The sequence below is a fragment of the Citrobacter sp. Cf136 genome (genome assembly GCF_030333815.1).
Lineage (GTDB): Bacteria > Pseudomonadota > Gammaproteobacteria > Enterobacterales > Enterobacteriaceae > Citrobacter > Citrobacter freundii.
In genome coordinates this window covers 1,300,715-1,313,149 of the sequence record NZ_JAOWFE010000032.1, presented here as the reverse complement: position 1 = coordinate 1,313,149, position 12,435 = coordinate 1,300,715, and the positions used below count along the sequence as shown (strand labels likewise).

The window sequence follows — 12,435 nt, the reverse complement described above, 5'->3', positions numbered from 1 at the left end:
GCCTGGGTATGACCTGGGTGGCTGGCGAAATGTGTTGTTTATTTAGTCAGAATGAGTTTTCCGGCTTGCGTCTGGCGCAGCAGGTAGTGCTGACCATCATGTTCTATGATCACGCGTCCTTCGTTACCCAGCAGGGTTTTACTGTCAATTCGTCGCTCGTTTGGCGCGACGGAAGGCGGTGTTGTGTCTTTTGTAGGCGTAGCCGTTGTGTTATCCATACGTGACATAGTGTTTAAAAATAACAATCAATGTAACAATGATAATCATTATCATCAAACTGCAAATTTGCGGCAAGCGTTTTTGTGAAATAATTGTGACGAGAACGTTTTTTGCACAACAATCGGGGAAAAACAAAGGATTAGCACCGGGCAAAGTGATATTGCCCGGCGAACAGCATTAAAAACGGCTATCAACCGCAGAGGCGAGTTTTTCAACCAACAGTTCAGTATCTTCCCAGTTCAGGCACGGGTCGGTAATGGACTGACCGTAAACCAACGGCTGGCCGCTAACGATTTTTTGAGTACCTTCACGCAGGAAACTCTCCGCCATGATCCCGGCAATTGCCGTCGAACCGTTACGAATTTGCTGGCACACGTCGTCACAAACGTCCAACTGACGACGATGCTGCTTCTGGCAATTGCCGTGGCTAAAATCGACCACCAGATGCTCAGGCAGGGAAAATTCGTGCAGGGTATCGCAGGCGGCGGCAATATCTTCAGCATAATAATTCGGCTTTTTACCGCCACGCATGATGATATGCCCGTAAGGGTTACCGCTGGTCTGATAAATGGTCATCTGACCGGTTTTATCCGGCGAGAGGAACATGTGACTGGCGCGGGAGGCGCGAATCGCATCGACGGCGATGCGCGTGTTGCCATCCGTTCCGTTCTTAAAACCTACCGGGCAGGAGAGCGCGGAGGCCATTTCACGATGGATCTGACTTTCGGTGGTGCGCGCGCCAATAGCTCCCCAACTGATTAAATCGGCAATAAACTGGCCGGTCACCATATCGAGGAATTCAGTCGCCGTGGGGACGCCCAGTTCGTTGACCTGCAACAGCAGTTTTCGCGCCAGTTCAATACCGTGGTTTACACGATAACTGCCGTTCAAATCCGGGTCGGAAATCAGGCCTTTCCAACCCACGACGGTGCGTGGCTTTTCAAAATAGGTACGCATCACGATTTCCAGACGCGCCTGGTGCTTTGTGCGCAGCGCCTGTAATCGTGTCGCGTATTCCATCGCGGCATCAAGATCGTGAATCGAGCAGGGACCTACGATCACCAGTAAACGGGGATCTTCACCATTTAAAATTTTTTCTATCCGACGTCGGGAGTCCGTAACATGACGGGCGACGGAGGATGAAACAGGATGCCGTTGCGCAAGCTCTGCTGGAGTGACCAGGTTGTCAATACGCGCAGTACGGAGTTCATCGGTTCTGTTCATTACTTGTCTCAGAAATTTGTTGCTTCAACGGCAGGACTACCGGGAAGTGATGTACATCACAATATCACACTCATCCTGCCTGGTGGCGAGCATAATAACAAAAAATCGAACCAATGCACTAGCATTCTAGTACATGCGGCGATTCAGTCCCATGATATCGAGGATCTTGGTAGCAATCTCTTCTACCGAATAATTGGTACTGTTCAGCCATGGGATCTGGTTTTTCCGGTACAGCGCTTCTACCTCAGCAACTTCCATTCGGCATTGGCGCAGCGAAGCGTACCGGCTGTTCTCACGGCGCTCTTCGCGGATGGCCGCCAGGCGCTCAGGGTCGATAGTCAGACCGAACAGCTTATGCTGCAACGGCTTCAGGGAGGCGGGCAGCACCAAATTATCCATATCATCGGCAATAAAGGGGTAGTTGGCGGCGCGGATACCAAACTGCATGGCCAGATACAAACTGGTCGGGGTTTTGCCGCAACGAGAAACACCAAGCAGGATCACCTGGGCCTGATCGAGGTTGCGCAACGAAATACCGTCGTCGTGGGCGAGGGTGTAGTCAATGGCGGCAATGCGCGCGTCGTACTTGTTGAGGTTACCGGGATTCAGACCGTGCGTGCGATGGGCGATAGGTGTAGGGTCGAGCTTCATCTCGTGTTGTAGTGGGGCAACCAGTGCCTGCACTATATCCTGACAAAATCCCTCGCTTTGCAGAATGATTGAGCGAATTTCTGGCAGGACGATGGAGTAAAACACCAAAGGGCGCACGCCAGTTTGTTGGTAGATCGCGTCAATCTGGTCTTTAACCGCGCGCGCACGACTCTCATTTTCCACAAACGGCAGCGTAATGCTGCTGATCGTGACCGGAAATTGCGACATCACCGCGTGACCCAAGACCTCGGCGGTGATGGCCGTACCATCAGAAATATAAAATACGTGACGATCAACAGCATTATCCATTTTGCTTATCCTGGGCAGATATAATTATCTGAAAGCATAAATTAAAATTCGCCAGAAGCGAATATTGCTGCATCTTTTTTATAAAATGAAACGGTATTTTTATAATTAATGAAAAGTACATTTCATTTTTCGGAACAAATGTTTATACCGGTAGTTTTTGTGGAGATCCCCTGTGGCTCGCGGGTTTGCGCAAATGCGGAAACAATCTGAAAAAATAAAAAATAAAGTTGCTTGAACGATTCACCGTTTTTTTCGCTGGAGTAAATATGCAAAGATAATTACGCAAAATTGAGTTTCCTAACCTCGTTCAAATATAAGGATTGTTCGATGTCCAACAATGGCTCGTCACCGCTGGTGCTTTGGTATAACCAACTCGGCATGAATGATGTAGACAGAGTTGGGGGCAAAAATGCCTCCCTGGGTGAAATGATTACTAACCTTTCAGGTATGGGTGTTTCCGTACCGAATGGTTTTGCAACGACCGCCGACGCGTTTAACCAGTTTCTGGACCAGAGCGGTGTAAACCAGCGCATTTATGAGCTGCTGGATAAAACGGATATTGACGATGTCACCGAGCTTGCAAAAGCCGGCGCGCAGATCCGCCAGTGGATTATCGACACTCCTTTCCAGCCGGAGCTGGAAAATGCCGTCCGCGATGCCTACGCGCAGCTGTCAGCGGACGATGCCCATGCCTCTTTTGCTGTGCGATCTTCCGCAACCGCAGAAGATATGCCAGATGCGTCATTTGCCGGTCAGCAGGAAACCTTCCTCAACGTCCAGGGATTTGATGCCGTGCTGGTTGCCATCAAACACGTATTTGCTTCGCTGTTTAACGACCGCGCGATCTCTTATCGTGTCCACCAGGGTTATGACCATCGTGGCGTAGCGCTCTCTGCGGGTGTGCAGCGGATGGTGCGTTCTGACCTCGCGTCTTCCGGCGTCATGTTCTCCATCGATACCGAATCCGGTTTCGATCAGGTGGTGTTTATCACCTCTGCATGGGGCCTGGGCGAGATGGTCGTGCAGGGGGCCGTTAACCCGGATGAATTCTACGTGCATAAACCGACGCTGGCGGCTAACCGTCCGGCTATCGTTCGTCGCACCATGGGTTCGAAAAAAATCCGCATGATCTACGCGCCGACCCAGGAACACGGTAAGCAGGTAACGATCGAAGATGTGCCGCAGGAACAACGCGACATTTTCTCCCTGACTAACGAAGAAGTGCAGGAACTGGCCAAGCAGGCGGTGCAGATCGAGAAGCACTACGGTCGTCCGATGGATATCGAATGGGCGAAAGACGGTCATACCGGCAAGCTGTTCATTGTGCAGGCGCGCCCGGAAACCGTGCGTTCTCGTGGCCAGGTGATGGAGCGTTATACGCTGCATGCGCAGGGTAAAATTATTGCTGAAGGTCGTGCTATCGGTCACCGCATTGGCGCGGGTTCGGTCAAAGTCATCCAGGACATCAGCGAAATGAACCGTATCGAACCAGGCGACGTACTGGTTACCGACATGACCGACCCGGACTGGGAACCGATCATGAAGAAAGCAGCGGCGATTGTCACCAACCGTGGCGGTCGTACCTGTCACGCGGCAATCATTGCCCGTGAGCTGGGGATCCCAGCCGTGGTGGGCTGTGGCGATGCGACCGAGCGCATGAAAGATGGTGAGAAGGTTACTGTCTCTTGTGCCGAAGGCGACACCGGTTATGTTTACGCTGACATGCTCGACTTTAGCGTGAAGAGTTCCAGCGTGGAGACCATGCCGGATCTGCCGTTGAAGGTGATGATGAACGTCGGTAACCCGGACCGCGCTTTCGACTTCGCCTGCCTGCCAAACGAAGGTGTCGGTCTGGCGCGTCTGGAATTTATCATCAACCGCATGATTGGCGTACACCCGCGTGCACTGCTGGAGTTTGATGACCAGACGCCTGAGCTGCAAAATGAAATCCGCGCCATGATGAAAGGTTTCGATTCTCCGCGTGAATTCTACGTTGGTCGTCTGACGGAAGGGATCGCGACGCTGGGGGCGGCATTTTATCCTAAACGCGTCATCGTGCGTATGTCTGACTTTAAGTCCAACGAATATGCCAACCTGGTCGGCGGTGAGCGTTATGAACCGCATGAAGAGAACCCGATGCTGGGCTTCCGTGGGGCGGGCCGTTATGTTGCCGATAGCTTCCGCGACTGCTTCGCGCTGGAATGCGACGCAGTAAAACGTGTCCGTAACGACATGGGCCTGACTAACGTTGAAGTGATGGTACCGTTTGTACGTACCGTTGCCCAGGCGAAAGCGGTGGTGGAAGAGCTGGCACGCCAGGGGCTGAAACGCGGTGAGAACGGACTGAAGATCATCATGATGTGTGAGATCCCGTCTAACGCCTTGCTGGCCGAGCAGTTCCTCGAGTACTTCGACGGCTTCTCCATCGGCTCAAACGACATGACGCAGTTGGCGCTGGGGCTGGATCGTGACTCTGGTGTGGTTTCTGAACTGTTTGATGAGCGTAACGACGCGGTGAAAGCCTTGCTGTCGATGGCGATTCGCGCAGCCAAGAAACAGGGCAAATACGTGGGTATTTGCGGTCAGGGCCCATCTGACCATGAAGACTTTGCGGCCTGGCTGATGGAAGAGGGGATCGACAGCCTGTCGCTGAACCCGGATACCGTCGTGCAGACCTGGCTGAGCTTGGCTGAACTGAACAAGTAACATCATGCCGGATGGTGGCGTAAGCGCCTTATCCGGCCTACGGTGAGTATCATTCGTGGGCCGGATAAGATGCGGCAGCATCGTCATCCGGTATTCTATCCTTCCACGCTTAAGCCTGATGCAATATTGTCAGTACAGTGCGCAGATCGATCACTGCGATTTGCCCTGGAGCAGATGCTTTTTTCACCGCACCGAACGTGGCTGCTGAACCAAAAACCTCGCCAGCTAAACGAGAAATCACCCCGTTTTTTGCCATCGACATCGTGATAATTGGACGATCGGCATAGCGTTCATGCATTTCCAGCGTTGCGCTGAGCAGCGTCAGCACATCCGTTTTGCATTGCGGCATCAGCGCAATTTTGGGGATATCGGCGTCCAGTTCCTGCATTTTACGCAGACGCTGAACAATCTCCTCAGCGGCCGGCGTTTTATGAAAATCATGATTCGACATAATAACCAGGACGTTTTTGGCGTGAGCTTGCTCAACGGTTGCTTTAACCTGCGCATCACCAGTGAATAGCTCGAGATCGATCATATCCACCAGGCCACAGTCTATCGCTGCACGGTTTAGTGCGAAATAGTCTTCGGCAGGTAAGGCCTGCTCGCCGCCTTCCTGCGCAGTACGGAAGGTAAAAAGTAACGGCTTGTAAGGCAGAATCTCGCGGATGGCGCGCGCAGCGTCCAGTACTGCGTCAATGGATGCGACATCGGCAAAATGGTCAACGCGCCATTCCAGAATATCGAAATCCGCTTCGCGATAGGTCAGCGCTTCACTTTTTACCATTGCGATGTCTTTAGCCATCAGTGAGACAATGATCTTCGGTGCACCCTTGCCAATTACGACATTTCTTACAGTTACGGTTTTCATTGATTACCTTATAAATATTGGCTGATATCTGTCCGTCAGCCCCCTGAGCCTTCAACAATATCACGGTTTTGTGCTTGATATCGAAACCACTTTTTTTAATTGGTACAGACCGTTGAATGGTGGGAAAGTTAAGAAAGGAGAGTACGGCGATTAGAATGGTACGAAGGACAAAAAAAAGCCCACCGTGGGAGATGGGCAAAGACTACACACAGCAATTCGTTGTTTCACTCAGGGGATTTCCATGCTTATAAATCAATGTGTTGATCTAAAGCCATGGGCTAATAGTAGGCATACTGATTTTTTACGTCGATCAGATTCATCTCAATAGTTTAAAAACTGTAAAGAATTTGCGACACAAATGAGTATTGAAAGAGGGATGAAGTTGGTTCTAATCCCGTAAGAAGGAGGGATTGATTAGTATTGTTAAACAATCAGGCGGCGTTGCCGCCTGATGTTGGATTACTTATTGCGTTCGATTTCAGCAATTTCTTCGAGGATTTCATCCGGATTGGTACCTGGCGCAGGGGCTTCGTTTACCCAGGCGGAGAACAGACGCCAGGAAACGGCCAGTACTACTGGACCGATAAACAGACCAATCATGCCGAAGGCAATCAATCCGCCGATGACTCCGGAGAGAATCAGGAGCAGTGGCAAATCGGCACCCATGCGAATCAGCATCGGTCGAATCACGTTATCCAGTGTTCCGACCACGCCGCTCCACACCAGCAGCACGGTGCCCCAGGTTGAATCCCCCGTCCAGTATAGCCAGATAATGGCCGGAATCAGTACCGGTAGCGGCCCCAGTTGCACCAGACATGACAGGATCATCAATACCGCCAGCAGTGTGGCATACGGCACACCGGTTACCGCCAGACCAATACCCCCGAGCACTGCCTGTACCAGAGCGGTGACCACAACGCCTAATGCGACGGCGCGAATGGCTTGTGCTGCCAGCAGAATGGCAGCATCTCCACGTTTTGAGGCAAGACGGCAGGCGAAGTGACGAATACCTAATGCGACTTGTTCACCGCGCCAGTACAACAGGGCACTGAACAGCAGCATCAGGCCACAGTGCATCATAAAGCGGCCGATATGCGCGGCCTGACCGACGAACCAGGTGGTGGTGGTGCCGATATAAGGACGAACCTTGGCCATAATCGCCGAACCGCCCATATCCAGTAAGCTGTGCCATGCGCCATACATTTTGGCACCCACCAGTGGAATGCTGTTCAACCATGCCAGATCCGGTAGTGTCATATCACCTGCGGTTACGGCATGGATCAGCGGCCCACTGCCATCGACGATGCTGTTAACCAGCAGCGCGATGGGGATGATGAACAACAGCACCAGCAACAGCGTCATCACCAGTACGGCAAGTGAACGGCGTCCCCAGAGCAATTTTTGTAAGCGTAGCAGGATAGGCCAGGTTGCAATGACAATCGTGCCTGCCCAGGCAAAACCGAGGATAAAGGGCTGAACAATCCAGAGACAGGCCACAATCAGGATGGCTAAAAACAGCACCGATAGCAGCACTTGTGCAATATCCCTGGGCTGACGGAAATTTACCATAAATACTTTTCACCTTTGTCTTTGCGCCAGAACGTTGACGCGACGTGAATACTTAAATGACACCCTGTAATGATGAGCAATTTCAGCGGTTTTGAACAGGCGGATTCTGCCTGTAAATCTGCTGAGCGTATTAGAAAAAAATGTGATACAACAAACAAAGCAACACGCAAACGATTAAATTCACAACACAGACCGCAGGAAAGGGTCACTATAATGATTCCACAAATTTCTCAGGCACCAGGTGTCGTTCAACTGGTGCTCAACTTTTTGCAGGCGCTGGAGCAGCAAGGATTTACGGGCGATACGGCAACGAGCTATGCCGATCGTCTGACAATGTCGACGGATAACAGTATTTATCAGCTGCTACCTGATGCTGTCGTTTTCCCTCGTTCAACCGCAGATGTGGCGCTAATCGCCCGTCTGGCGGCAGAACCGCTTTTCTCGTCGTTGATTTTTACCCCGCGCGGCGGCGGCACCGGGACCAACGGTCAGGCGCTGAACCAGGGCATTATTGTTGATATGTCCCGCTATATGAGCCGCATTATTGAAATCAACCCGCAAGAAGGTTGGGTGCGGGTAGAAGCCGGGGTGATAAAAGATCAGCTCAACCAGTTTCTGAAGCCTTACGGCTATTTCTTTGCCCCGGAATTATCCACCAGTAACCGGGCAACACTCGGCGGGATGATCAACACCGATGCGTCCGGGCAAGGATCGTTGGTTTACGGTAAAACTTCCGATCATGTGTTGGGCATTCGTGCGGTGCTGATGGGCGGTGATATTCTTGATACTCAGCCAATGCCGATCGAGCTTGCCGAAATGCTGGGGAAAAGCAATACCACCATTGGCCGCATCTATAAGACCGTTTATGAACGTTGTCGCGATAACCGACAGCTGATCATGGATAAATTCCCGAAACTTAATCGCTTCCTGACCGGGTACGATCTACGGCACGTCTTTAACGATGAGATGACCGAATTTGATTTAACCCGCATTCTCACCGGCTCTGAAGGTACGCTCGCGTTTATCACCGAAGCCCGTCTGGATATCACCCCGCTGCCAAAAGTCAGACAACTGGTTAACGTCAAGTACGACTCTTTCGACTCGGCGTTGCGTAATGCCCCGGTGATGGTGGAAGCACGCGCATTGTCGGTAGAAACTGTTGACTCCAAAGTACTCAATCTGGCGCGGGAAGATATCGTCTGGCACTCGGTAAGTGAATTGATTACCGATGTACCTGATAAAGAGATGCTGGGTCTGAACATTGTAGAGTTTGCCGGTGACGACGAAGTATTGATTAATTCGCAGGTCAGCGCACTGTGTGAACGTCTGGATGGCTTAATCGCTCGTCAGGAAGCGGGTGTCATTGGCTGGCAGCTGTGTACCGAACTGGCGGGAGTCGAACGAATTTACGCCATGCGCAAAAAGGCAGTCGGTCTGCTGGGCAATGCAAAAGGTTCCGCGAAGCCAATTCCGTTTGCCGAGGATACCTGCGTTCCGCCGGAGCATCTGGCGGACTATATTGCCGAGTTCCGCGCGCTACTCGACAGCCACGCTCTGAGTTACGGCATGTTTGGTCATGTAGACGCAGGCGTGCTGCATGTCAGACCGGCGTTGGATATGTGTGACCCGCAGCAGGAAGTGCTGATGAAACGCATTTCTGATGATGTTGTGGCGCTGACGGCGAAATATGGCGGTTTGCTGTGGGGCGAGCATGGGAAAGGTTTTCGTGCAGAATATAGCCCGGCGTTCTTCGGCGAGGAGCTGTATCGCGAACTGCGCAAAGTGAAATCGGTGTTTGATCCGCAAAACCGGCTGAATCCTGGGAAAATCTGTCCACCGGAAGACGTAGATGCGCCGATGATGAAAGTGGACGCGGTGAAACGCGGAACGTATGACCGTCAGATCCCTCTGGCCGTACGCCAGGAGTGGCGCGGGGCAATGGAGTGTAACGGCAACGGGTTATGCTTTAACTTCGATGCGAAAAGCCCTATGTGTCCGTCGATGAAAATCAGCCTCAACCGTATTCATTCGCCAAAAGGGCGAGCCACGTTAGTGCGTGAATGGCTGCGTTTGTTAGCGGATCGCGGGATTGACCCAATACAGCTGGAAAAAGAGCTACCGGAAAAACGCGCCAGTTTACGTTCGCTGATTGCCCGTACCCGCAACAGCTGGCATGCGCGCAAGGGTGAATACGATTTCTCACACGAAGTAAAAGAGGCGATGTCAGGTTGCCTGGCGTGTAAAGCCTGTTCCACCCAGTGTCCAATTAAAATTGATGTACCGGAGTTCCGTTCGCGCTTCCTCCAGCTGTACCACACGCGTTATCTGCGCCCGTTGCGCGATCACATGGTGGCGACCGTTGAGAGCTATGCGCCGTTAATGGCACGAGCGCCCAAAACGTTTAACTTCTTCATCAACCAGCCGCTGGTGCGAAACCTGGCTAAAAAGCACATTGGAATGGTTGATTTACCTCTGTTGTCTGCACCGTCGCTGCAACGCCAACTTGTGGGGCATCGCTCCGCCAATATGACGTTGGAACAGCTCGAATTACTCAGCCTTGAGCAAAAAGCCCGTACGGTGCTGGTGGTGCAGGACCCTTTCACCAGCTATTACGATGCGCAGGTGGTTGCTGACTTTATACGTCTGGTAGAGAAGCTGGGCATGCAGCCGGTACTGCTGCCGTTTTCGCCAAATGGCAAGGCGCAGCACATTAAAGGCTTCTTAAACCGTTTTGCCAAAACGGCGAAAAAGACATCCGAGTTTCTTAACCGGGTAGCGAAGCTGAATATTCCGATGGTGGGTGTTGATCCGGCGCTGGTGCTTTGTTATCGCGATGAATACAAGATGGTGCTGGGTGAACAACGGGGGGATTTCCATGTGTTGCTAGCCAACGAATGGTTATCGAAAGCTGTGGAAGCACAGCAGCCAGTCGCTGTTGGCGGTGAACCGTGGTACTTCTTTGGCCACTGTACCGAAGTGACGGCCTTGCCGGGCGCTCCTGCACAGTGGGCGGCTATTTTTGCTCGCTTTGGCGCAAAGCTGGAGAACGTCAGCGTGGGATGCTGTGGTATGGCTGGCACCTACGGCCACGAGGTAAAGAATCACCAAAACTCATTGGGGATCTATGAGTTATCATGGCACCAGGCAATGCAACGATTGCCACGTAACCGTTGTCTGGCTACCGGGTACTCCTGTCGCAGTCAGGTTAAACGCGTTGAAGGTACGGGCGTTCGCCACCCATTACAGGCACTGCTGGAGATTATAGGATGATCTGGAAACGTGAAGTCACACTCGAGGCGCTCAATGCCATGGGTGAAGGAAATATGGTTGGGCTGCTCGATATTCGTTTTGTGCACATTGGTGACGATACGCTGGAAGCTACAATGCCGGTGGACCATCGCACCAAACAACCCTTTGGGTTGCTGCACGGCGGCGCATCCGTGGTGCTGGCGGAAAGTATTGGTTCGGTAGCGGGATACCTGTGTACTCAGGGTGAGCAGAAAGTGGTGGGCCTGGAGATCAACGCCAACCATATCCGTTCTGCGCGGGAAGGGCACGTCAGGGGCGTATGTCGCGCGTTACATACCGGCTCTCGTCACCAGGTTTGGCAAATAGAGATCTTCGATGAGCAGGGACGATTGTGCTGTACGTCGCGTCTGACGACCGCAATTTTGTGATGCATATTGCTTTTGGTCATTATCTGCACAGGGAATGGTGTTATACTGTGCAGGTTTTGAACACAAGCGAGGATGATATGTCTACCCAATTAGACCCTGCCCAACTGGCAATAGAATTTTTACGTCGTGATAAAACCGATCTTTCACCGGCTCAGTACCTGAAAAGGCTAAAACAGCTTGAGCTGGAGTTTGCAGATCTGTTGGCGCTCTCTTCAACTGAACTGAAAGAAGAGATCTATTTTGCCTGGCGCATGGGCGTTCATTGATTCCGGTATGCTTATCGTAACGAAACCCCGACACGTGTTCGGGGTTATTTTGGCCTTAAATCTTCATTACCACTTCATCTCACCGCTGTTAACCTTCGCACTTAGTTCCAGCGAGCTTGCGTCTGCCAGACCTGGCCATGCTGCCGTCATGGTTTTAATCACATAATCCGATCCTTTCTTCTCTCCTAACGCCTGCTCAAACGACTGCAAATAGTCCTGGGTGAAGCGAATAGCTTTATCGCCGGTTGGGCGTTCGCCAATGTAATGACCCGGGACCACTTGAGTGGGCTGTAAGCTCTGCATTTCGCTCAGTACGTTACGCCATGCACTACGCTGTTCTTCAGACTGTGTATCCGCCGTCCAGACATGAATACCTGAAGCCACGCCTGTGCCGCCAATAATGGCCCGATTCGCCGGGATCCAGATATACGCTGCATAATCGTTGGAGTGACGCAGTTCCAGCGGTTCACCATCAACCGTGAACTGCGTTTGCGTCGTCGCCTGCGGAACGGTGAGCGATGTTGGCGTGCCGTCCTTCATTTGCGGGCCCCAGAATTGCAGTTTGGCCTCTTTGGTGGCGCGGATATGGTCTACCACCTGCGGTGTTGCCAGAACTTTTACCTGTGGGAAAGCGTTGACGATGGGTTGCAGACCGAAATAGAAATCCGGATCGCCGGAAGTGATCACGATAGCCTTCAGCGTTTTGCCGCTGGCGCGAATCATCTGCACCAGCTGTTCGCCATCTTTGGTGCTGAACTGGGCGTCAAACAAAATCGCCTCTTTGGGGCCAGACACCAGCGTCGAAGAGACCGGGAAAATACCCTTCTCCTGCGGATTATAGACGTCCAGCTGTAGCGGTGCGGCGAAAGCTGAAGACGCAAACAGAGGTAACAGCAGGGCCAGAGATTTAACTTTCATACCAGGTAACCTTATGCAGGGAATTGTC

The 12,435-nt window shown here is 52.1% G+C and carries 10 protein-coding genes and 1 other RNA gene; 4 read left to right on the top strand and 7 right to left on the bottom strand.

Annotated elements, in window-relative coordinates:
• Positions 1–38 precede the first annotated feature (38 nt).
• From hemP to ppsR, 3 genes are all read right to left on the bottom strand, one after another.
• Positions 39–227, bottom strand: coding sequence for a hemin uptake protein HemP (gene hemP, locus OGV98_RS10740; protein ID WP_003030556.1), 189 nt, complete (start codon positions 225–227; stop codon positions 39–41).
• Positions 228–396: 169 nt separating this feature from the next.
• Complete coding sequence (gene aroH, locus OGV98_RS10735; protein WP_003030555.1) at positions 397–1,443, bottom strand: 3-deoxy-7-phosphoheptulonate synthase AroH; 1,047 nt, start codon at positions 1,441–1,443, stop codon at positions 397–399.
• A gap of 126 nt (positions 1,444–1,569) precedes the next feature.
• Positions 1,570–2,403: a posphoenolpyruvate synthetase regulatory kinase/phosphorylase PpsR gene (gene ppsR / locus OGV98_RS10730; RefSeq protein ID WP_003030553.1), complete on the bottom strand. Its 834-nt coding sequence runs from the start codon at positions 2,401–2,403 to the stop codon at positions 1,570–1,572.
• Positions 2,404–2,730: 327 nt separating this feature from the next.
• On the opposite strand from ppsR, the gene ppsA reads away from it, so the two are divergent.
• Positions 2,731–5,109 (top strand): phosphoenolpyruvate synthase, encoded by a 2,379-nt coding sequence (ppsA, locus tag OGV98_RS10725; protein WP_003836625.1) that lies wholly within the window; start codon positions 2,731–2,733, stop codon positions 5,107–5,109.
• A gap of 109 nt (positions 5,110–5,218) precedes the next feature.
• Here the strand turns inward: ppsA and aroD are convergent, their stop codons facing one another.
• The 3 genes from aroD to ydiK all read right to left on the bottom strand — a co-directional run bounded on the left by aroD (position 5,219) and on the right by ydiK (position 7,546).
• Positions 5,219–5,977 carry a type I 3-dehydroquinate dehydratase gene (gene aroD, locus OGV98_RS10720; protein ID WP_286551447.1) on the bottom strand — a complete coding sequence of 253 codons (759 nt, stop codon included), beginning with the start codon at positions 5,975–5,977 and terminating at the stop codon, positions 5,219–5,221.
• Positions 5,978–6,144: 167 nt separating this feature from the next.
• Positions 6,145–6,252: antisense sRNA RprA (gene rprA, locus OGV98_RS10715), an RNA gene on the bottom strand.
• 184 nt (positions 6,253–6,436) lie between these two features.
• Entirely contained in the window at positions 6,437–7,546 is a 1,110-nt protein-coding gene (gene ydiK / locus OGV98_RS10710) for an AI-2E family transporter YdiK (protein ID WP_003030544.1), read from the bottom strand.
• 213 nt (positions 7,547–7,759) lie between these two features.
• Between ydiK and ydiJ the strand changes: the two genes are divergently transcribed.
• The 3 genes from ydiJ to OGV98_RS10695 all read left to right on the top strand — a co-directional run bounded on the left by ydiJ (position 7,760) and on the right by OGV98_RS10695 (position 11,489).
• A complete protein-coding gene (ydiJ, locus tag OGV98_RS10705; protein WP_003836595.1) occupies positions 7,760–10,816 on the top strand; it encodes a D-2-hydroxyglutarate dehydrogenase YdiJ in 3,057 nt (1,018 codons plus the stop codon).
• The gene (menI, locus tag OGV98_RS10700; RefSeq protein WP_003030541.1) at positions 10,813–11,223 is read left to right on the top strand and encodes a 1,4-dihydroxy-2-naphthoyl-CoA hydrolase; all 411 of its coding nucleotides are present in this window, start codon (positions 10,813–10,815) and stop codon (positions 11,221–11,223) included. The genes ydiJ and menI overlap by 4 nt, the downstream gene beginning before the upstream one ends.
• 77 nt (positions 11,224–11,300) lie before the next feature.
• Positions 11,301–11,489, top strand: a complete 189-nt coding sequence (locus tag OGV98_RS10695; protein ID WP_003030540.1) for a YdiH family protein — start codon at positions 11,301–11,303, stop codon at positions 11,487–11,489.
• 66 nt (positions 11,490–11,555) lie between these two features.
• Here the strand turns inward: OGV98_RS10695 and OGV98_RS10690 are convergent, their stop codons facing one another.
• Complete coding sequence (locus tag OGV98_RS10690) at positions 11,556–12,407, bottom strand: Vmh family MBL fold metallo-hydrolase (protein ID WP_202580514.1); 852 nt, start codon at positions 12,405–12,407, stop codon at positions 11,556–11,558.
• Positions 12,408–12,435: the final 28 nt, after the last annotated feature.

Bases quoted from the DNA above. Each gene is read 5' to 3' on its own strand.
- ppsR (WP_003030553.1), bottom strand. From the start codon at position 2,403: ATGGATAATGCTGTTGATCGTCACGTATTTTATATTTCTGATGGTACG.
- OGV98_RS10695 (WP_003030540.1), top strand. From the start codon at position 11,301: ATGTCTACCCAATTAGACCCTGCCCAACTGGCAATAGAATTTTTACGT.
- ydiJ (WP_003836595.1), top strand. From the start codon at position 7,760: ATGATTCCACAAATTTCTCAGGCACCAGGTGTCGTTCAACTGGTGCTC.
- ppsA (WP_003836625.1), top strand. From the start codon at position 2,731: ATGTCCAACAATGGCTCGTCACCGCTGGTGCTTTGGTATAACCAACTC.
- menI (WP_003030541.1), top strand. From the start codon at position 10,813: ATGATCTGGAAACGTGAAGTCACACTCGAGGCGCTCAATGCCATGGGT.
- ydiK (WP_003030544.1), bottom strand. From the start codon at position 7,546: ATGGTAAATTTCCGTCAGCCCAGGGATATTGCACAAGTGCTGCTATCG.
- aroD (WP_286551447.1), bottom strand. From the start codon at position 5,977: ATGAAAACCGTAACTGTAAGAAATGTCGTAATTGGCAAGGGTGCACCG.
- aroH (WP_003030555.1), bottom strand. From the start codon at position 1,443: ATGAACAGAACCGATGAACTCCGTACTGCGCGTATTGACAACCTGGTC.
- hemP (WP_003030556.1), bottom strand. From the start codon at position 227: ATGTCACGTATGGATAACACAACGGCTACGCCTACAAAAGACACAACA.
- OGV98_RS10690 (WP_202580514.1), bottom strand. From the start codon at position 12,407: ATGAAAGTTAAATCTCTGGCCCTGCTGTTACCTCTGTTTGCGTCTTCA.